This window comes from Microbacterium sp. PM5, from assembly GCF_003293595.1.
Taxonomy (GTDB): domain Bacteria; phylum Actinomycetota; class Actinomycetes; order Actinomycetales; family Microbacteriaceae; genus Microbacterium.
Window position 1 is genome coordinate 1,457,161 of record NZ_CP022162.1, and the last position, 18,667, is coordinate 1,475,827.

An 18,667-nucleotide genomic window follows, 5' to 3' on the forward strand; every position below is an offset into this window, starting at 1 on the left:
CGTCGACAGCGCGCCGCGGGTGTCGCATGCCGCGCGACGGATGCGGCAGGGCGTAGCCTGACGGAGTGCCTCACGCGGATGACATGACGACTTCCCCCATCCGACCCGCCACCGACGCCACCGAGAAGGTGCGCGCCGCACGCGATCACCTGTTCGCGCATCGCGACGACTACGACGGCGCTGTATCGGGGTTCGCCTGGCCGGAGCTGTCCGCGTTCAACTTCGCGCTGGAGTGGTTCGACGTGGTCGCCGGCGAGCACCCCGACCGCGCCGCCGTCACGATCGTCGACGCCGACCTCGCGGCGCGGTCGTGGAGCTACGGCGAGCTCTCGCGCCGCTCCGATGCCGTCGCCGTCTGGCTGAGCCAGCAGGGACTGCAGCGCGGCGACCGCGTCATCGTGATGCTCGGCAACACGATCGAGCTCTGGGAGGTCATGCTCGGCCTCACCAAGCTCGGCGCCGTCGCCATCCCCACCACGACCCTCCTCTCGCCCGACGATCTCGCCTACCGCATCGCGCACAGCGGCGCCCGCGCGGTCATCGCCCCGGCCGAGACGGCGAGCGCGGTGGATGCCGCGACCACCGGCATCCTGCGCATCGCCGTCGGCGCCGACGCGCCGGAGGGCTGGCTCTCGTTCGACGAGTCGCACGAGGTCACGGCGACGTTCGTCCCGTCGGGACCCACACCGGCCGACGACCTCAATCTGCTGTACTTCACCTCGGGCACCACCTCGGCGACGCCGAAGCTCGTGCGCCACACCCACGTCTCCTACCCGGTGGGCCACCTGTCGACCCTCTGGTGGCTGGGGCTGCGCCCCGGAGACGTCCACATGAACATCTCCTCGCCGGGCTGGGGCAAGCACGCATGGAGCAATTTCTTCGCCCCCTTCCTCGCCCAGGCGACGGTGTTCGTCTACACGTACGACCGCTTCGACGCCGCGACCCTCATGCACGTGATGGACACCCACGACGTCACCACGTTCTGCGCCCCGCCGACGGTCTGGCGCATGCTGATCCAGGCCGACCTCAGCCTGCTCACGAAGCCGCCGCGCGAGCTGCTGGGGGCGGGAGAGCCACTGAACCCCGAGGTGATCTCGCGCGTGCGCGCGGCCTGGGGCCCGACGATCCGCGACGGATACGGCCAGACCGAGATGACCTGCGCGATCGGGAACTCTCCGGGCCAGGTGGTGAAGGACGGTTCGATGGGGCGCCCTCTGCCCGGCTACCCCGTCGTGCTCGTCGACCCGGAGACGGGCGAGCGCGGCGTGGAGGAGGGGGAGATCTGCCTCGACGTGTCCACGCCGATCCTGGGCCTGATGGACGGCTACCACGACGCACCGGAGCGCACCGCCCGGGCCCTGCACGACGGGCTCTACCACACGGGCGACATCGCGTCCCGCGACCAGGACGGCTATCTCTCGTACGTCGGGCGCAGCGACGACGTGTTCAAGGCCTCCGACTACAAGATCTCGCCGTTCGAGCTCGAGTCGGTGCTGCTCGAGCACCCGGCGGTGGCAGAGGCCGCCGTGGTCCCGAGTCCCGACCCGCTCCGCCTCGCGGTGCCGAAGGCCTTCGTGCGACTGAGTGCGGCGGCCGCCGCGGACCCGCGCGCGGCGGCGCGCGAGATCTTCGCGCACGCCCGCGCCCGCCTCTCCGCCTACCAGCGCGTGCGCCGTCTCGAGTTCGTGGAGGAGCTTCCGAAGACGATCTCGGGAAAGATCCGCCGCGTCGAGCTGCGTGCGGCGGAAGCCGCAACGCGCGAACGGCCTGCGGGCGAGTTCAGCGACCGCGACTTCCGCTGAGGCGACGGCTCAGATCTCGACCGCTCAGATCTCGATGTCGACCGCGACCCGATCGGCACGGATCGTGCCGATGTAAGCCGCGACCTCCTCGTGGGCGGGGTGCACCTGGTAGGCGTCCAGGCCCGCGACGTCCTCGAAGTCGGCGACGAGCACGAGGTCCCAGTTCTGATCGGGGAAGAGGACGTTCGCCCCGGCGCTCATCGCGCGTAGCGTCGGAACGACGCCGACGAGGGCGTTGAGCCGCCGAGCAGCTTCCGCGGCGTGCGCGGCGCGGTCGGCGGGATCGGCGGCGGCCATGCGGAAGGCGACCACGTGGCGAAGGGTCATCGGAGGGTGTCCTCTCGGTCAGGGGTCGACAGCGCAGCCCGAAGGCGCTCCGGCGACAGACGCCAATGGGCGTGCAGGCGATCGTCGATGAGCACGACGGGGATCTTCTCCCACCACTGCGCGTAGAGGGCGGGATCGTCCAGGATCGACAACTCCCGGACGTCGACGGCATCCTCCGGCAGGTCGGCGACCACGGTCTCGACGATCTCCCGTGCGACGTCGCACAGGTGGCAATCCGGTTTGGAGATGATCGTGAGGGTGGTCACGCAGTCCATTCTGCCGGAGAACACGAAGCGCCCGTCCCGGATCGGTGATCTCGGGGACAGGCGCTCGGTGTCGTTTGCAGCGTGCCGCGACGAATTACTTCTTGTTGCGGCGCTGGTGGCGAGTCTTGCGAAGCAGCTTGCGGTGCTTCTTCTTCGCCATGCGCTTGCGGCGCTTCTTGATGACAGAACCCACGGAAAACCTCACTATGTCAGGGGTCTGGACGCGGGTGGCCGCGTCCGGGAACGGGCATCTCGAAAAATGCCCTCGGATCAGTCTAGCCGACGTCGGCGATAGGACGTTGCACGGCCTCGGTGACGGCCGTCTCGGGCACGCGGTAGCTGCGACCGAACCGTACGGCGGGGAGCTCGCCGGCGTGCACCAGACGGTACACGGTCATCTTCGACACGCGCATGATCTCGGCCACTTCCGCGACCGTCAGAAAACGCACGTCAGAAAGGTCCGGCATCCCATTCCCCCACCGATACCCGATGCGGTGCCTCCGCATTGCTGTGAACCAACATTAGGGTCTCTGTGCGCCGCGTGTAAACCCGTGTGATCGGTGTGACTCGTGTGCTCAGCGACCGGGGAAGCGCTTGAACGCGGTGTCCCACGCGTGCTTCGCGGATGCCGCCGCGCGCCCGACCAGATCGGCGGCCGCCACCGCGGGCTCGGGAAGCGTCGACGCTCCTGCCGGAGCGGGAACGAGATCTTCGTCCAGGAAGGGGACGAGCCAGTCATCGACCGCGTCCAGCGGCGCCGGCGACAGGCTGTAGTAGCGGTGCTGACCCTCTTCGCGCACCGTCACCAGCTCTGCCTCGCGAAGCACCTTGAGGTGCTTGGAGACCGTGGGCTGGCTGACGCCTAGCTCGGTGACGATGTGGGACACGCTCGTGCCGTGCTCGCCCGCCGACGCGCGCTCGCGCAGAAGCTGCAGAATGTCCCGACGGGTACCGTCGGCGATCACGTCGAAGATGTCCGCCATGACGATAGGTTAGCCCGCGTCGCGGCCCGGAGTACCATGTCAACGGTTCTTCGTCAGAGAGGGGCGGACCATGACGGGCGACACCGCGGGTGCCCGTGCATGGCGCTCTCTGCGCAGCTCACTAGACGTGACCCGCGATCGCCTGCGCGACGCGACCACGGCCTCGCCGTCGCGGTTCGCGGTGGGCATCTTCCTCGCGCTGATCCTGCTGTTCACCGCACTGTTCTCGCTGCCCGCGGCATCCGCCGACGGCCGGGTCACGCCGTTCGCCGACGCCCTCTTCACCGCGGTGTCGACGATCTGTGTGACGGGGCTGTCGACCGTGAACATGGGGACGCACTGGAGTGCGTTCGGTCACCTGATCGTCTACATCGGCGTGAACGTGGGCGCGATGGGCGTGCTGACCCTGGCATCCATTCTCGGCCTGGTCATCTCCAAGCGCCTGGGGCTGCGCGCGAAGCTGATCGCCGCGGGCGACACGAATCCGCTGCGCGCCCACGGCGGACCGGTGAACGAAGGTCAGGCGGTGCGACTGGGCGAGGTCGGCCAGCTTCTGGCCACCGTGGCGCTGTCGACGCTCGTGATCGAGGCCGGGCTCGCCGTGCTGCTGTACCCGTCGCTGCTCGCGAGCGGTGTCGATCCGTGGAGCGCACTGTGGGAGGCGCCGTATTACGCGGCGATGTCGTTCACCAACACCGGGTTCGCCCCGAATGCCGAGGGCATCGCCCCGTTCGCGCACAACTACCTGTTCCTCACACTCCTGATGGCGGGAGTGTTCCTGGGCTCCATCGGCTTCCCCGTGATCTTCGCGCTGTGGCGCCACCATTTCCATGTCCGTCGCTGGTCGCTGCACGCCAAGCTCACCCTCATCACCACGGTCATCCTCTTCTTCGCCGGCGCCGCGGTCTTCCTGCTGCTCGAGTACGACAACCCGAAGACGTTCGGCGGGATGGATGCCTGGGACACGACCTTCCAGGCGTTCTTCCTGTCCGCGATGACGCGCTCGGGGGGCTTCTCCATCGTCGACATCGGGCAGCTGCACGGATCGTCTCTCGTCGTGGGCTCGATGCTCATGTTCATCGGCGGCGGCTCGGCATCCACCGCCGGCGGCATCAAGGTGACCACCCTCGCCGTCCTCGCCCTCGCCGTCTGGTCCGAGGCCAAGGGCCGGCCCAGCGTGCAGGCGTTCGGCCGCCGCATCCCCAGCGACGTGCAGCGCGTCGCCCTCTCGGTCGTGGCCTGGGGCTCGACCATCGTCGCGGTGTCGACCATCACGATCGCGCAGATCACCAGATACCCCGTGGAGTATGTGCTCTTCGACGTCGTCTCGGGCTTCGCGACCGTCGGACTGTCCACCGGGATCACGCAGGACCTGCCCGATCTCGCCGTCTACGTCATGGCGGCGACGATGTTCATGGGCCGTGTGGGTACCGTCACTCTCGCCGCGGCCGTCGCCGCGACGAGCCGATCGCAGCACTACTCGCTGCCCGTCGAAAGGCCGATCGTTGGTTGAGCAGATCCGGAGCGATGCTCCCGTCCTTGTGATCGGCCTCGGCCGTTTCGGAGCCGCGTGCGCCGGCGAACTCGACCGCCTCGACCGTGAAGTGCTCGCGATCGACGACAACCTCGAGCTCGTGCAGAAGTGGTCCGAGCGCGTCACCCACACGGTGCAGGCCGACGCGCGCAACATCGAAGCACTCAAGCAGATCGGCGCCCAGGACTTCCAGGTGGCCGTCGTCGCCGTCGGCTCGTCGATCGAGGCTTCGGTGCTCATCACGGCGAACCTCGTCGATCTGAAGGTGCCGCAGATCTGGGCCAAGGCCGTCTCGCAGAGCCACGGCAAGATCCTCGCCCGCGTCGGCGCGAATCACGTCATCTACCCCGAGCGCGAGGCGGGCGAGCGCGTCGCGCACCTGGTCAGCGGCCGGATGCTCGACTTCATCCGCTTCGACGACGACTTCGTGCTCGCCAAGATGTATCCGCCGAAGTTCATCCGCGGCATCGGTCTGAACGAATCGGGCGTTCGCACCAAATACAGCGTCACCGTGGTCGGTGTGAAGAGCCCGGGCAAGCCGTTCCGCTACGCGGAGGCCGACACCGTCGTCACCAACCATGACCTCATCATCGTGTCGGGCACCAACAGCGACATCGAGCGTTTCGCCTCGCTCGACCGCTGACCTCGGCATCCGCGCCCGCCCGCCGCGCCCGCCGCCCGCCGGCCGGCCCGCCGCGCCCGCGAGAAACCATCTGCGGTGCGAGAAACCCTGCCGCGCGTGGTTTCTCGACGCGCCGGTGGTTTCTCGCCGCCGCACGGGGGCTCCTCCCCAGGCGGTTCGCGGCGTGGCCGCCGCAGGGAGGGTGGGGATGCGGGCGCGCGGGCGCGGGCGCCGGGGCATGATCTGCGGATGCCGCACCTGCCGACGCACCGTGCCACCACCCGGTCACCGCTTCCGCTCGTCACCGCCGCCGAGGCCCGCGTGCTGCGGCTGGGGGTGAGCGGACCCGGCTTCGCGCGGGTGCGCCGCGGCGTGTACGTGGATGCCGCCGCGGCGGCGCGGCTGGCGCCGTGGCAGCGGTACGCGCTGCGGGTGCACGCGTTCGCGCTCGCCCACCCGGACGCCGTGCTGTGCCTGGAGTCTGCCGCGGTGCTGCTCGGCCTGCCGCTGTTCGGCGAGACGCGCGATATCCACGTGTTCGATCCCGACCGCACGGCGTCCCGACGGTTCGGCGACGTGTGTGTGCACACCAGCACGGACGCGCGGGAGATCGTGCGCGTCGACGGCATCCTGTGCACCTCGCCGGCGGATGCCGTCGTCGATCTTGCCCGCGTGCTTCCGCCCGCGCAGGCGCTCGCCGTCGTGGATGCCGCGATCTCGCCCCGACAGAGCGGCATGCTCGTCGTCGACGATCTCCGGGAGCGGGCCGCGTCGCAGGTCTCCCGTCGGGGCGTCGCTCGACTCGCGTGGGTCTGGGCACACGCGGATACGCGCGCCGAATCGCCCGGCGAAAGCGTCAGCCGCGCCGTCATCCGCTGGTGCGGCTTCGAAGACCCGGTGCTGCAGGCCGAGTTCCGCTACGAGGGGGTGACGGACCGCACGGATTTCCTGTTCCCGACCAGCCGCACGGTCGGCGAGAGCGACGGCTGGGGCAAGTACGGGATCGGCGACAACGACGCGCTCGAGGGAGCCGCGCTGCGCTTTCGTGACGAGAAGCGCCGCGAAGACCGTCTGCGCCGCGCGGGGCATCCGGTCGCGCGCTGGGAAATGGCGGATGCGGTGCGGGTCGAACCGTTGGCCACCGCCCTGCAGCGCGCGTACGTGCGGCTCGTCCGCCCGCGCGACCGCGCTGGACTGGCGACCCTGCGCCACACGCCCCGCGCGCTCCCCCACCGAGCGCGGTGAGAAACCACAAGGGAGACGACACACACCTGCGGTGGTGGTTTCTCGTGCCGAAGGTGGTTTCTCGCGGGCGTGACGCGGCGCGTGGGGCGGGGGCGGGGTCAGGCGCCGGCGGCCATCTCCTTGGCGCGCGCGAGCGCGGCGTCGGTGGCCTCGGCGAACACACCGTCCAGACGCGCGCCCTGCAGCACCGCGATCGCACGCTCGGTGGTGCCCTTCGGGCTGGTGACGCGTCGGCGCAGCTCGGCGGGGTCTTCGCCCGAGGCGTCGAGCAGCGCCGCCGCGCCGATGAACGTCTGCTCGGCCATCAGGCGCGCGTCGGCGTCGGAGAAGCCCTTGCCGCGCGCGGCTTCGGTGAGCTCCTCGACCAGCAGGAAGAAGTAGGCCGGACCCGATCCCGAGATCGTCGACAGGGCATCGATCTGCGATTCCGGAACCTCGATGACCGCGCCGCACGTCTCGAAGAGGCGACGCACGAGGGCGAGCTCGTCCGCGGATGCCGTGGGGCCCGCCGACAGGCCGGTCACGGCTTTGCCGACCACCGCCGGGGTGTTCGGCATCGACCGGATCACCGACACCTCCTCACCGACGATGGACGCGAACGTCGCGATCGTGACACCGGCGGCGAGGCTCACGACGATCGCCCCCGGTCGCAGCACGGGCGCGATCTCGCGCAGCAGGTCGGGGACCATGACGGGCTTCACGCCGATGAGCACGACGTCGGCGGATGCCGCGGCACTCGTGTTCGCGTCGCCATCGGTCTCGAGCGAGAGGCTCGTGACGCCGTCGAGTCCCGCCAGCGCATCCGCGCGCGCAGCCGTGCGGTTGGTCACCGTGATCGCGGGGGCCTCACCCGAGCGGACGAGGCCCTGCAGGATCGCGCCTCCCATCGAGCCGGCACCGAGGATCGCGATCGAAGGGAGGGGGGAAGCCATGCTGACATCCTCGCAGAGGAAACAGCAGCCTGCAGAGAAAGCACTGCCCGACGAGGCCGGAAGAACTCCGCCGCGGTCAGAACGCGGTCAGGTCGGTCGTCGGCAGAATGATCTCCATCGAGGGAGCGCGACCCTTCTCGATGTGGCTGAAGGCCAGACTCTCGGCGAGACGGGCGTTGCCGTCAGCGATGGCGGCCAGCAGCTCGTCGTGCTCGTGGGACTGCTCACGCGCGTCGCGGTCCACGCCCGTGAGGTAGAACAGCCACACGAGACGTCCGCTCACCACGCGCGTGAGCGAGGTGAGAAGGGTGCTGTCGGCCATCTCCACGATGCCCGCATGGAAGGCGGCGTGGGCCTCGGCGATCGTCAGGCGGTCTCCGCTGGTGACGGCATCGTGCGCCGCGTCGAGTGCGCGCTCGAGCGCCGCGACGGACGCGCCCCGACCTGCGTTCTGGGCGGCGAGGCGGGCGGCCAACGACTCGAGACTCAGCCGCACGTCGAACAGCTCGTCGATCGCGCGGCGATCCCACCCCACGACCCGGGCGCTGCGCCGCGGGGACGTCGCGAGGAAGCCGTCGACGCCCAGCTGCAGGATGGCGGCGCGGATGGGGATGCGCGACATCTCCAGCTCGTCGGCCAGGCGTCCCTCGGTGATCGCCGCGCCGTCGGCGTAGCGACCGAGGATGATCGCCGTCCGGATGCGCCGGTAGGCGGTTGCGGCCAGGGAATCGTCGGCCGACTCCTCCACGTCGGTCATACGGTCCCCTTCATGCTCGGATGGCGACCATTGTGCCAGCGCCCACCGCGCTCGCGCGCGCGCAGAGGACGTGCGCCGCGTAGAGGTCTTGGATGCCGATACCCACCGAGTTGAAGATCGTGAGCCCACCCGGGGCGGCGCCGGGCTCCGCGGCGACCACGTCGCCGAGGGGGATGAGCTGCTCCGGGACGAGGGCTCCCGCCGCGCACGCGTCGCGGACGTTGCCCGACTCGGCGAGCGCGACAGCCGAATCGTCGACGACGACGACGCGGGCGGCGGCGAAGACGTCGGCGTGCACTTCGCTGAACATGGGCCGCGGCGGGGAGCCGACGGCGTTCACGTGGACATCCGATCCGAGAAGCGCCCGCGAGAGGAACGGCTCCTGCGCCGGCGTCAGGGTGCAGACGACGTCGGCTCCCTCGAGAGCCGACTCCGTCGTCACGGCGACCAGAGCCGGGATCCCCTCGGCGCGCAGCTGCTGAACGCATGCCTCCGCGCGCGCCGCGCTGCGCGACCAGACCCGGATCTGCGCGAGATCCCGCACCCGCACGAGCGCCCGGGCGTGTTCGGCGGCGAGCGGTCCGGCGCCGATGAGCGTGGCCACCTGCGCGTCCGCGCGGGCGAGGACGTCGGTGGCCAGCGCCGTCACGGCCGCCGTGCGCAGGCGCGTCAGCGCACGCCCGTCGATCATGGCGACGCACTCCGCCGTGGCCGCGTCGAACACCGCCACGGTCGATCGCTGGGCGGGCAGCCCGACCGCGCGGTTGCGCGGGGCATCGGCGAGCACCTTGACCGCGTACAGGCCGAGCTCCTCCGACAGGGCGCTCATGGGCACGACGGTCGGAGCGTCGGGACCGGCCGCCCCGACGAACGGCAGCGGGTGAGGGCGGGGCTGCACGGCGCGATGAGCGTGCAGCGCTCTGTGAGCGGCCGCCATCGCACGCCGCATCTCGTCGGCATCCGCGAGAACTTCGACGTCAGCGGAGGTCAGGGTGAGTGTGGTCATCGGATCTCCTTTTGGTATCCCAAATCTAGATCTCCACGTCGCGGCCGCAACATCGCCGCATGCGGGTGCCGCGAGGCCCGTTCTGCATGACACCAACGAGTCCCGCATAATTCCGCGACAAAACGCGCCCATGCATCGGCCGATCGCGCTCAGAAAGTTCACTGCGCGGAAATCGCGCGACACATCGTCGTAACAGAGATGCCCGATTCTGTATCCCAGATTCGCAAACCGGAAGGAGACGAGCATGGCGCGACTGGTCGCACGACGACTGCTCCAGGCGCTGGCGACGATCTTCGCCGTCGTCACCATCGCCTTCGCGCTGGGGCGTCTGAGTGGCAGTCCCGCCGCCCTCCTGCTCGGCGACAACGCATCCCGCGCACAGATCGATGCACTCAACGCGAGCCTGGGTTTCGATCAGCCGCTGTGGAAGCAGTACCTCGACTACCTCGTGGGAATCGTGACCCGCGGGGACTTCGGCGACTCCTACCGTCAGCGCGGCGTGTCGTCGATGGAGCTGGTGCTCGAAAGGGTGCCCGCCTCGCTGCAACTGGGCGCCGTCGGTCTCGTCGCCGGTGTGCTGGTCGCCGTCGTCGCCGCCGTAGCTGTGCACCTCACGCGCAGTACCGGCCTGCGGACGGTGTTGCTCACGGTCGGCTCGGCCCGACAGGCCGTCCCCGACTTCTTCTTCGGGTTGCTCCTCGTCCTGGTGTTCTCCGTGGCGCTGGGGCTGCTGCCGTCGCTGGGCAATCGCGATCCCCTCGCGATCATCATGCCGGCGGCCACCATCGCGACGGCGCAGTTCGTCGTCTACCTGAGACTGCTCGACAACGCGCTGGCGGAGCAGTCCCGCCTGGACTACGCGCGCACCGCGTACGCCCGCGGCGAGAGCCGATTCCGGGTCGTCGTCGCCGAGCTGCTTCCCAACGCCGTCCTGCCCGTGATGACCATCGCCGGCATCAGTCTCGGCTCGTTCCTCGGCGGCCTGGTGATCGTCGAGAACGTCTTCGCCTGGCCGGGTCTCGGACAGCTCATGCTCAGCGCCGTCTACGCCCGCGACTTCCCGGTCGTCCAGTCGGGCCTCATCGTCGTCGCGGCCCTCTTCATCCTCTCCAATGCGCTCGTCGATGTGATGAGCGCACTCGTCGACCCGAGAGTGAGGCACCTCGCATGAGCACGCCCTCCCCCACGATCACGACGACGGACACGCTGCCGCCGGCTCCCGCAGCCGACACCGCCGCACGCATCGCGTGGCCGCGGCTGCGCGCCACGGAGTGGGTCGGCGTCGGCATCCTCGTCGTCGTCGCGGCGTTCATCCTGATCGTCCCGCTGCTGCCCGGCAGCGATCCGTACGGCCAAGACCTGTCCGCGTCGTTCATCCGCCCGTTCACCGACCCGGCCCACCTGCTCGGCACCGACATGCTGGGCCGCGACCTGGCGAGCAGGCTCGCCGTCGGCGGTCAGGTGTCCCTGGGCATCGTCCTGTTCGTGGTCGCGATCAACGCCTTCATCGGGATGGTGACCGGCATGATCGCCGGGTATGCGGGCGGACGCCTGGACAACCTCCTCATGGGGTGGGCCGACGTGCAGTTGGCGATGCCGATCATCCTCGTGCTGATCGCTCTGTCCGCGGCACTCGGACCCAACGTGTGGCTCATGATCCTCACGCTTGCGGCCACCTATTGGGTGGGTTATGCACGCGTCGCCCGCAGCACGGCGATGTCGCTGAAGGGACGGGACTTCGTCATCGCCCCGCGCATCCAGGGAGCGAGCCCGCAGTGGATCGTGTCCACGCACATCGCCCCGCACGTCGGCGTGCAGGTGCTCATCCTCGCCTCGGCCGACATCGGCGGCGTCCTGCTGCTGACATCCTCGTTCGACTACCTCGGACTGGGCGTCCAGGCGCCCACGCCGTCGTGGGGGCTGCTCATCAGCGAGGGGCAGAAGTACGTGCGCGAAGCGCCGTACCTCGCCCTCATCCCCGGTATCGCGATCTTCCTCGTCGTGATCGGAACCAACCTCCTCAGCCAGCGATTCACCGCCGAGCGCGAGCTGTCCGCGCTCCGTCGTCGGAAGAAGGCCCGCGCATGACCCCGGACACGCACCCCCCGACACCCGCCATCCTGCTGAAGGTCGAGGATCTCGTCGTCGGAACCCGCGACGATCAGGGCCGCGAGATCCGCCTGGTCGACGGCGTGTCTTTCGAGATCGCCGAGGGCGAGGTGCTGTGCATCGTGGGCGAGTCGGGCTCGGGCAAGAGCATCACCATGGCGGCCGTGCTGGGCCTGCTGCCTCCCGGCGTCGACGTGCTGTCCGGCCGGGTCGAGTACCGCGGCGAGGACCTCCTGGCCGCCAGCGAGAAGAGGCTGCGCGAACTGCGCGGCCGTCGCCTGGCGATGGTCTTCCAGGATCCGATGACCGCGCTCAACCCCGTCGCTCGCGTCGGCGCTCAGATCGCGCGCGCCGTGCGACTCCACGGCGACGGCGTCACCCGCGCCCAGGCCGATCGGCGCGCGGCCGAGCTCCTCGCCGCGGTCGGGGTGCCGGATGCCGCGGCGCGCGCCCGCGCGTATCCCCACCAGTGGTCGGGGGGTATGCGCCAGCGCGCCGTGATCGCCGCGGCCATCGCGCACGACCCGGACCTGCTCGTGGCGGATGAGCCGACCACCGCGCTCGATGTGACGATCCAGGCACAGATCATGGATCTGCTGGCGCAGGCGCGTCGTCGCACCGGCGCGGCGATGGCGCTGATCACGCACGATCTCGGACTCGTGGCGCAGACCGCCGATCGCATCGTCATCATGTACTCGGGCCGCGTCGTCGAATCGGGCACGGTCTGGGACCTCTTCGACGCGCCTCGCCATCCCTACACGGCCGGCCTGTTGGCGAGCCTGCTGACCGCCGAGAGCTCCTCGGGGCGCGCCTACGCGATTCCGGGTTCGCCTCCGCAGCCGGCCGCCCGACCGGCGGGGTGCCCGTTCGCCCCGCGATGCGAGCTGCCCGCGAAGTCGGCGCGATGCCGGACCGACCTGCCGCCGCTGCGCGTCGTGTCGCCGGCGCACGACAGCGCGTGCCATCACGCCGAATCCGTCTCCCGCTTCGCCCAGGAGGTCGCCGGATGAGCGCCGCAGAACCCGTCCTGCAGATCGACGACCTGCACGTGCGATTCACCCGACGCACCGGGTGGCGCCGCCGCCACGTCGTCGATGCCGTGGACGGCGTCTCCCTCACCCTGCATCGCGGCGAGACGCTGGGCCTGGTCGGCGAGTCCGGATGCGGCAAGTCGACGCTCGTGCGCACGGTGTTCGGGCTGAACACCCCGGCATCCGGCGAGATCCGCATCCTCGGCCAGCGCATCGACGACTTGCCGCCGCTGCAGCGGCGACGCCTGCGCAACCGCGTGCAGCTGGTGTTCCAAGACCCCTACTCGTCGCTGGATCCGCGCCTCAGCGTCCACGACATCGTCGCCGAGCCGCTCACGATCGTCGGGCGCTACTCCAAAGACCGTGTCGTCGAGTTGCTGGAGAGCGTCGGCATCGGGTCGGAGAGCCTGCGCCGCACCCCCGCACAGTTCTCGGGGGGCCAGCGGCAGCGCATCGGCATTGCCCGCGCGCTCGCTCTCGAGCCGGAGGTGCTCGTCCTCGACGAGCCCGTCTCGGCACTGGACGTGTCGGTCCAGGCGCAGGTGATCAACCTCCTGCAGGACCTGCAGCGCGAACGTCAGCTCTCCTACCTCTTCATCGCACACGACCTGTCCGTCGTCCGCCATCTCTCCGACCGCGTCGCCGTCATGCGCGCCGGTCGCATCGTCGAGATCGGCGCCCGCGACGAGATCTTCGAACGGCCCCAGCACGCGTACACGCGGACGCTCCTGGCCGCGATCCCGATCCCCGACCCGCACCTGCGGGCGGATGCACCACCCGCACCAGCACCTGCCCTCACCCGAACGAACAGAGGAACGCCATGACCCACCGCACATCCCGCGTCCGTCGCGCGCTCGCCGCCGCGGCCGCGCTCACCGGCGCCGCGCTCGTCCTGTCTGCCTGCGCCGGCGGCTCGGCGTCGACCGCCGAGACCCACAACCTGACGATCGGCGTCGTCGCGGAGCCGGAGAAGTCGCCCGACCCGATCATCGACGGGTCGCTGGCGGGCTACAACATCTACTACAACCTGTTCGACCAGCTGACGGTGCTCGATGCCGACGGCAAGATCCAGCCGTCGCTGGCCACGTCGTGGACGCCGAACGCGGACTTCACCCAGTGGACGTTCACGCTCCGCGACGACGTGAAGTTCCAGGACGGCGAGCCGTTGAAGGCGTCGGACGTGGTCTTCACGTACGAGACCGTGCTGCACACGCCCGACTCGGACAACCTCGGCTACATGGGCATGCTGCAGTCGGTGTCGGCGCCCGATGATCACACGGTCGTCTTCGACCTCAACTCGTCGTTCTCGCCCTGGCCGTCGATCACGACGGCGCAGTCGATCGTTCCCGAGAAGGTCTACACCGCGCTCGGCTCGGAGGGCTTCGCCGCCGCGCCCGTCGGCAGCGGCCCCTTCTCCTTCGTCAGCTGGAAGCGCGGCGTCGACTACGTGCTCAAGCGCAACGACGCCTACTGGGGCGGGGCGCCGAAGATCGACACGCTCACCTTCCAGACCGTCTCCGACGAGGAGGCACGCCTCAACGGCGTCATCTCCGGCAGCCTCGATGTCGCCCTGATCTCGCCGAACCAGGTCTCCTCGGCCGAGGGCAGCGGCGTGGACGTGCGCTCCCGCGCCGCCAACGGCACCACCTTCCTCGGCATCAACTCGACGTCCGGCCCGTTGGCCGATGAGCGCGTGCGCCAGGCCGTCTGGCACGCGATCGACCGCGACGCCCTGGTGAAGACCGTGCTGAGCGGTCGCGCGGTGGCCAACGATCAGATCGTGGCCGCCAACGTCACCGGCTACGCGGCCGATGCGAAGGGTCCGGCCTACGACCCCGCCGCCGCGAAGGCGCTGCTCGCCGCGGCCGGCTACAACGGCGAGGCGATCCCCCTGGAGTACGCGACCAGCGGCCGCATCCCGATGAGCGCCGAGATCGCGCAGGCGATCGCGGGCTACCTGGAGGCGGCCGGCTTCACGGTGACCCTCTCCGGAATGGACCAGGCCACGCTCTCCAACCGCATCTACAGCACCGTCGACATGAAGGGGCTCTACCTCAACACGTGGGCGCCCTCGACGATGGACGGCGACATGCCCGCGACGAACCTGTTCGCCGGAGGACAGAACGACTACGCGAAGAGCCCGCAGACGGCGGCTCTCGTCGCGAAGCAACGCACCGTCGCCGGCGATGACCGGATCGGCGTCTTCCGCGACCTGGCCGAGGCCAACTTCCAGGCCGCCTACATCGTGCCGCTGTTCACGCCCGAGGCCGACTACGCGGTATCGCCGAAGGTCACCTGGACGCCGCGCGTCGACGGCGAGTACGACCTCGCCGATGTGAGCTTCGCCGGCTGATCCCGCCCGACGGGGAGGAGCGACGCACCCGCGCGCTCCTCCCCGTTCCGACCTCTCTCGAAAGGCCCATTCCCGTGACCCTCACTCTGCTGCACGACGTCCGCCCCTGGGGAGGTGCGCCCGCCGACGTGCTGGTGGACGCCGACGGCATCCGCGAGATCGCCGCCCCCGGCACGATCGACCCCGCGATCACCACCGCGGATGCCGTGACGATCGACGGCGACGGCGGCATCCTGATCCCCTCGTTCAGCGACGTGCACGTGCACCTCGACTCGACGCGCATGGGTCTGCCGTTCCGACCGAACACCGCCGGAGAGACGCGTTGGTCGCACATCATGAACGACCGGGAGAACTGGCGCTTCGCCGAGCGCCCGGTCGCCGAACGGGCGACGTACACGCTCGGCCGCATGATCGCCCAGGGCGCCACTCGCGTGCGCAGTCACGCGCAGGTGGATGCCGATTCGGGATTGGAGAAGTTCGAGGGCGTGCTCGCCGCGCGCGAGGCGCATCGGCAGCGTGCGGCGGTCGAGATCGTCGCGTTCCCGCAGGTCGGCATCCATCTCGAAGACGGTGTTCCCGATCTGTTGGATGCGGCCCTGCGTTCGGGAGCCGACCTCATCGGCGGCATCGACCCGTGCGAGATCGATCGCGATCCGGTGCGCCACCTCGACACGGTCTTCGACCTGGCCGACCGCCACGGCGTCGGCGTGGACATCCACCTGCACGAGGGCGGATCGCTCGGGCTGTTCTCCCTCGACCTGGTCCTCGAGCGCACCCGTGCACTCGGCATGACGGGGCGCGTGAGCGTCTCGCACGCGTTCTCGCTGGCCGATCGCTCCCCCGGCGTCGATCGCGCCCTGGAGCAGATCGCGGAACTCGACGTCGCCCTCACGACGATCGCCCCCAAGGGCTCGCTGTCGGTCCCCCTCGACCTCCCCGTCGAGCGCCTGCTCCAGATGGGCATCCGTGTGGGGCTCGGGATGGACGGACAGCGCGACTACTGGTCGCCGTGGGGTGACGGCGACATGCTGGAGCGCACCTGGATGCTCGCGTTCACGCAGGGCTTCTCCCGCGACGATCTCATCGAGGACTGCCTGGCGATCGGCACCTGGGGCGGCGCTTCGGTCATCGACGCCGCGCTGCCCCGGCTCGCTCCCGGCGTCCGCCCCGGCGTGGCCGTCGGCGACCCGGCGGAGCTCGTCGTCGTCCGCGGCGACACGCCCACCGCCGCCGTGATGGACCGTGACCCGCGGCGCATCGTCATCCACCGCGGTCGCGTGGTCGCCCAGGACGACGAGCTGACATGACCACGAAGATCCTCGCGGTCAACTGCAACACCGATACGGCCATGACCGCGGCGATCGCGGCGATCGGCCAGGCGGCGGCCTCACCGGGAACGACGGTCGTCGGCGTGACCCCGGCGTGGGGTCCCGCGTCGGCCGAAGGGTATGTCGAGAGCCTGGTGACCGCGACGGCGGTGATGGATGCCGTCGCCCGCCGCACCGACGCCTTCGACGCCGTCGTGATGGCGGGCTTCGGCGAGCACGGTCGGGAGGGGATGCGCCAGCTCATCACCCAGCCCGTCGTCGACATCACCGAGGCGGCCGTGTTCACCGCATGCCTGCTGGGTCATCGCGTCGGCGTCGTCACGACGGTGGCCTCAGCGCTCGCCGGCATCCACGACAGCATCACGACGATGGGCATGGCCGGTCGCTGCTGCTCCGTGCGCGCGGCCGACGTGCACGTCTCGAGCATCGGCGATGATGTCGCCCGCACCGCCGACGCGCTCGAGGGCACGGGACGCGCCGTGCTCGCCGACGGCGCCGACGTGCTCGTGCTCGGCTGCGCCGGTTTCGCCGGACTGGATGCCGAGCTGGAACGCCGGCTGGGGGTGCCCGTGGTCGACGGCGTCGCCGCCGCCGTGCGCTGGGCCGAGAGCCTGGTCGCCCTCGGCAAGCGCACCAGTACGGCCGGTCCGTACGCGCCGCGCGACCGCGAGAAGGTGTGGTCAGGACCACCCCTGGGAGCTCTCCGTCTGTTGACCTGAAAGTTCATTCATGACGTCAGGTCGTCGGAGTAGGATGCGGTCATGACGCTCCTCGACGGCATCACCTCCCGGATCATCGACACCGATCGCCTGCGCGTCGGCATCCTCGAACGCCGCGGCGACAACCCGGCCGCGACCGCGGATCAGACGGTGATCCTGGTGCACGGCAACGTGTCGTCCAGCCTGTTCTGGCAGGAGCTCATGCAGGATCTGCCCAGCGATCTGCGGGTCGTCGCCATCGACCTCCGCGGCTTCGGCGAGACCGAGAGCGCACCCGTCGACGCGACGCGCGGCGTCCGTGACTTCAGCGACGACGTGTTCGCCACGCTGCAGGCGCTGGGCATCGAGACGGCCCACCTCGTCGGCTGGTCGATGGGCGGCGGCGTGGTCATGCAGTACGCGATCGACCACCCCGCACGCTCCCTCACGCTGCAGGCTCCGGTCTCGCCCTACGGCTTCGGCGGCACCCGCCGCGACGGATCGCGCGTGACCGCCGACGATGCGGGTTGCGGTGCGGGCGGCGCCAACCCCGACTTCGTCCAGCGCCTCACCGACCGCGACACGACCGACGAGGCCCCCACGTCGCCGCGCAGCGTCTTCCGCTCGGGTTACGTCGCGCCCGGCTACGCGAGCGCGCACGAGGACATCTGGGTCGAGTCGATGAACACCACCTCCACCGCGACGGGCAACTACCCCGGCGACAGCGTCGCCAGCGAGAACTGGCCGGGATTCGCCGCCGGACGGCTGGGCGTGCTGAACACCATGGCGCCGCAGTACTTCGACACGTCGGCGATCGTGGAGATCAGTCCCAAGCCGCCCGTCCTCTGGGTGCGCGGCTCCGCCGACGCGATCGTCTCGGACGCCTCGTTCTTCGACATCAACCACCTCGGCGCGCTCGGCGTGATCCCGGGGTGGCCGGGCGCTGAGCTCGCCCCCGCGCAGGAGATGGTGTCGCAGACCCGCGACGTGCTCGACGCCTACCGCGCGGCGGGAGGCACCGTCACCGAAGTGGTCTTCGAGGGCGTCGGCCACGCGCCGCACCTGGAGCGGCCCGCACAGTTCCGCCGCGCCCTGCTGGAGAACATCGGCTACATCGGCCGGCCGGCCGATCCCGCCCCGCCCACCGAGGCGATCATCCTCAGCTCCTCCGACTGAGCCGGGGCACCTCGTCAGCGACGGGCGTCGAAGAAGGTGCGCAGCAGAGCGCGCGCGTCGTCCTCGAGGATGCCGCCGACCACCTCGGCCCGCACCGGAAGCCGCCGGTCGCGCAGCACGTCGTACACCGATCCGGCAGCTCCCGCCTTCTCGTCCCACGCGCCGAACACGACGCGTGTGATGTGCGCCTGCAGAATGGCGCCCGCGCACATCAGGCAGGGCTCGAGGGTGACCGTGAGCGTGCACCCCTCCAGATTCCAGGTGCCGAGGGATGCCGCGGCCTCGCGCAGCGCCACGATCTCCGCGTGGGCGGTGGGATCGGCCGTGGCCTCGCGCCGATTGCGTCCGACGCCGATCACGGTGCCCGCGGCATCCCGCACGACGGCACCCACCGGGATCTCGCCCGCGGCACCGGCCTCGGCGGCGAGCGCGAGCGCGCGACGCAGCGCGCTCTCGTCGTCGGCACGCACGGGCAGGCTCATGCCTTCAGCGTAGGCT

21 protein-coding genes are annotated in these 18,667 nt (G+C 70.2%); 12 read left to right on the forward strand and 9 right to left on the reverse strand.

Annotation, left to right across the window (positions count from 1 at the left end; all coding sequences use genetic code 11):
• Positions 1-83: 83 nt before the first annotated feature.
• Positions 84-1,802 (forward strand): AMP-binding protein, encoded by a 1,719-nt coding sequence (locus tag CEP17_RS07170; RefSeq protein WP_112931759.1) that lies wholly within the window; start codon positions 84-86, stop codon positions 1,800-1,802.
• A 24-nt stretch (positions 1,803-1,826) separates the two neighbouring features.
• Here the strand turns inward: CEP17_RS07170 and CEP17_RS07175 are convergent, their stop codons facing one another.
• From CEP17_RS07175 to CEP17_RS07195, 5 genes are all read right to left on the reverse strand, one after another.
• Complete coding sequence (locus tag CEP17_RS07175) at positions 1,827-2,129, reverse strand: Dabb family protein (protein ID WP_036321684.1); 303 nt, start codon at positions 2,127-2,129, stop codon at positions 1,827-1,829.
• Positions 2,126-2,395, reverse strand: a complete 270-nt coding sequence (locus tag CEP17_RS07180) for a glutaredoxin family protein (protein WP_187289969.1) — start codon at positions 2,393-2,395, stop codon at positions 2,126-2,128. The genes CEP17_RS07175 and CEP17_RS07180 overlap by 4 nt, the downstream gene beginning before the upstream one ends.
• 94 nt (positions 2,396-2,489) lie before the next feature.
• Positions 2,490-2,588: an AURKAIP1/COX24 domain-containing protein gene (locus tag CEP17_RS07185; RefSeq protein WP_003792170.1), complete on the reverse strand. Its 99-nt coding sequence runs from the start codon at positions 2,586-2,588 to the stop codon at positions 2,490-2,492.
• A gap of 82 nt (positions 2,589-2,670) precedes the next feature.
• On the reverse strand, positions 2,671-2,862 hold the full coding sequence (locus CEP17_RS07190; RefSeq protein WP_005049784.1) for a helix-turn-helix domain-containing protein: 192 nt from the start codon (positions 2,860-2,862) through the stop codon (positions 2,671-2,673).
• Between the two features lie 108 nt (positions 2,863-2,970).
• Complete coding sequence (locus CEP17_RS07195) at positions 2,971-3,378, reverse strand: metalloregulator ArsR/SmtB family transcription factor (RefSeq protein ID WP_112931760.1); 408 nt, start codon at positions 3,376-3,378, stop codon at positions 2,971-2,973.
• 70 nt (positions 3,379-3,448) lie between these two features.
• On the opposite strand from CEP17_RS07195, the gene CEP17_RS07200 reads away from it, so the two are divergent.
• The 3 genes from CEP17_RS07200 to CEP17_RS07210 all read left to right on the forward strand — a co-directional run bounded on the left by CEP17_RS07200 (position 3,449) and on the right by CEP17_RS07210 (position 6,779).
• Positions 3,449-4,891, forward strand: a complete 1,443-nt coding sequence (locus tag CEP17_RS07200) for a potassium transporter TrkG (protein WP_036321970.1) — start codon at positions 3,449-3,451, stop codon at positions 4,889-4,891.
• Positions 4,884-5,555 (forward strand): TrkA family potassium uptake protein, encoded by a 672-nt coding sequence (locus CEP17_RS07205; protein ID WP_036321973.1) that lies wholly within the window; start codon positions 4,884-4,886, stop codon positions 5,553-5,555. The genes CEP17_RS07200 and CEP17_RS07205 overlap by 8 nt, the downstream gene beginning before the upstream one ends.
• A 228-nt stretch (positions 5,556-5,783) precedes the next feature.
• Positions 5,784-6,779: a hypothetical protein gene (locus CEP17_RS07210; protein ID WP_112931761.1), complete on the forward strand. Its 996-nt coding sequence runs from the start codon at positions 5,784-5,786 to the stop codon at positions 6,777-6,779.
• A gap of 98 nt (positions 6,780-6,877) precedes the next feature.
• Here CEP17_RS07210 and proC read toward each other — a convergent pair whose 3' ends face one another.
• The 3 genes from proC to CEP17_RS07225 form a co-directional block, all read right to left on the reverse strand.
• Positions 6,878-7,711, reverse strand: coding sequence for a pyrroline-5-carboxylate reductase (proC, locus tag CEP17_RS07215; RefSeq protein WP_036321976.1), 834 nt, complete (start codon positions 7,709-7,711; stop codon positions 6,878-6,880).
• Positions 7,712-7,787: 76 nt separating this feature from the next.
• Entirely contained in the window at positions 7,788-8,468 is a 681-nt protein-coding gene (locus tag CEP17_RS07220; RefSeq protein ID WP_112931762.1) for a GntR family transcriptional regulator, read from the reverse strand.
• A 10-nt stretch (positions 8,469-8,478) separates the two neighbouring features.
• The gene (locus CEP17_RS07225; protein ID WP_036321982.1) at positions 8,479-9,474 is read right to left on the reverse strand and encodes an ornithine cyclodeaminase family protein; all 996 of its coding nucleotides are present in this window, start codon (positions 9,472-9,474) and stop codon (positions 8,479-8,481) included.
• A gap of 244 nt (positions 9,475-9,718) precedes the next feature.
• Here CEP17_RS07225 and CEP17_RS07230 point away from each other — a divergent pair, with 244 nt between their 5' ends.
• The 8 genes from CEP17_RS07230 to CEP17_RS07265 all read left to right on the forward strand — a co-directional run bounded on the left by CEP17_RS07230 (position 9,719) and on the right by CEP17_RS07265 (position 18,169).
• Positions 9,719-10,645 carry an ABC transporter permease gene (locus CEP17_RS07230; protein ID WP_112931763.1) on the forward strand — a complete coding sequence of 309 codons (927 nt, stop codon included), beginning with the start codon at positions 9,719-9,721 and terminating at the stop codon, positions 10,643-10,645.
• Complete coding sequence (locus tag CEP17_RS07235; RefSeq protein ID WP_112931764.1) at positions 10,642-11,562, forward strand: ABC transporter permease; 921 nt, start codon at positions 10,642-10,644, stop codon at positions 11,560-11,562. Before CEP17_RS07230 ends, CEP17_RS07235 begins: the two co-directional genes overlap by 4 nt.
• A complete protein-coding gene (locus CEP17_RS07240) occupies positions 11,559-12,593 on the forward strand; it encodes an ABC transporter ATP-binding protein (protein WP_112931765.1) in 1,035 nt (344 codons plus the stop codon). Before CEP17_RS07235 ends, CEP17_RS07240 begins: the two co-directional genes overlap by 4 nt.
• Positions 12,590-13,438: an ATP-binding cassette domain-containing protein gene (locus CEP17_RS07245; RefSeq protein ID WP_051039691.1), complete on the forward strand. Its 849-nt coding sequence runs from the start codon at positions 12,590-12,592 to the stop codon at positions 13,436-13,438. Before CEP17_RS07240 ends, CEP17_RS07245 begins: the two co-directional genes overlap by 4 nt.
• Positions 13,435-14,967, forward strand: a complete 1,533-nt coding sequence (locus CEP17_RS07250; RefSeq protein ID WP_112931766.1) for an ABC transporter substrate-binding protein — start codon at positions 13,435-13,437, stop codon at positions 14,965-14,967. The genes CEP17_RS07245 and CEP17_RS07250 overlap by 4 nt, the downstream gene beginning before the upstream one ends.
• A gap of 74 nt (positions 14,968-15,041) precedes the next feature.
• Positions 15,042-16,274 (forward strand): amidohydrolase family protein, encoded by a 1,233-nt coding sequence (locus CEP17_RS07255; RefSeq protein ID WP_112931767.1) that lies wholly within the window; start codon positions 15,042-15,044, stop codon positions 16,272-16,274.
• Entirely contained in the window at positions 16,271-17,014 is a 744-nt protein-coding gene (locus tag CEP17_RS07260; RefSeq protein WP_112931768.1) for an aspartate/glutamate racemase family protein, read from the forward strand. The genes CEP17_RS07255 and CEP17_RS07260 overlap by 4 nt, the downstream gene beginning before the upstream one ends.
• Positions 17,015-17,056: 42 nt before the next feature.
• Positions 17,057-18,169, forward strand: coding sequence for an alpha/beta hydrolase (locus tag CEP17_RS07265; protein WP_036321998.1), 1,113 nt, complete (start codon positions 17,057-17,059; stop codon positions 18,167-18,169).
• 14 nt (positions 18,170-18,183) lie between these two features.
• On the opposite strand, the gene CEP17_RS07270 is transcribed toward CEP17_RS07265, so the two are convergent.
• On the reverse strand, positions 18,184-18,651 hold the full coding sequence (locus tag CEP17_RS07270; protein ID WP_112931769.1) for a nucleoside deaminase: 468 nt from the start codon (positions 18,649-18,651) through the stop codon (positions 18,184-18,186).
• Positions 18,652-18,667: the final 16 nt, after the last annotated feature.

Bases quoted from the DNA above. Each gene is read 5' to 3' on its own strand.
- CEP17_RS07170 (WP_112931759.1), top strand. From the start codon at position 84: ATGACGACTTCCCCCATCCGACCCGCCACCGACGCCACCGAGAAGGTG.
- CEP17_RS07260 (WP_112931768.1), top strand. From the start codon at position 16,271: ATGACCACGAAGATCCTCGCGGTCAACTGCAACACCGATACGGCCATG.
- CEP17_RS07195 (WP_112931760.1), bottom strand. From the start codon at position 3,378: ATGGCGGACATCTTCGACGTGATCGCCGACGGTACCCGTCGGGACATT.
- CEP17_RS07240 (WP_112931765.1), top strand. From the start codon at position 11,559: ATGACCCCGGACACGCACCCCCCGACACCCGCCATCCTGCTGAAGGTC.
- CEP17_RS07250 (WP_112931766.1), top strand. From the start codon at position 13,435: ATGACCCACCGCACATCCCGCGTCCGTCGCGCGCTCGCCGCCGCGGCC.
- CEP17_RS07270 (WP_112931769.1), bottom strand. From the start codon at position 18,651: ATGAGCCTGCCCGTGCGTGCCGACGACGAGAGCGCGCTGCGTCGCGCG.
- CEP17_RS07200 (WP_036321970.1), top strand. From the start codon at position 3,449: ATGACGGGCGACACCGCGGGTGCCCGTGCATGGCGCTCTCTGCGCAGC.
- CEP17_RS07190 (WP_005049784.1), bottom strand. From the start codon at position 2,862: ATGCCGGACCTTTCTGACGTGCGTTTTCTGACGGTCGCGGAAGTGGCC.
- CEP17_RS07225 (WP_036321982.1), bottom strand. From the start codon at position 9,474: ATGACCACACTCACCCTGACCTCCGCTGACGTCGAAGTTCTCGCGGAT.
- CEP17_RS07265 (WP_036321998.1), top strand. From the start codon at position 17,057: ATGACGCTCCTCGACGGCATCACCTCCCGGATCATCGACACCGATCGC.
- CEP17_RS07235 (WP_112931764.1), top strand. From the start codon at position 10,642: ATGAGCACGCCCTCCCCCACGATCACGACGACGGACACGCTGCCGCCG.
- CEP17_RS07175 (WP_036321684.1), bottom strand. From the start codon at position 2,129: ATGACCCTTCGCCACGTGGTCGCCTTCCGCATGGCCGCCGCCGATCCC.
- proC (WP_036321976.1), bottom strand. From the start codon at position 7,711: ATGGCTTCCCCCCTCCCTTCGATCGCGATCCTCGGTGCCGGCTCGATG.
- CEP17_RS07220 (WP_112931762.1), bottom strand. From the start codon at position 8,468: ATGACCGACGTGGAGGAGTCGGCCGACGATTCCCTGGCCGCAACCGCC.
- CEP17_RS07230 (WP_112931763.1), top strand. From the start codon at position 9,719: ATGGCGCGACTGGTCGCACGACGACTGCTCCAGGCGCTGGCGACGATC.
- CEP17_RS07245 (WP_051039691.1), top strand. From the start codon at position 12,590: ATGAGCGCCGCAGAACCCGTCCTGCAGATCGACGACCTGCACGTGCGA.
- CEP17_RS07210 (WP_112931761.1), top strand. From the start codon at position 5,784: ATGCCGCACCTGCCGACGCACCGTGCCACCACCCGGTCACCGCTTCCG.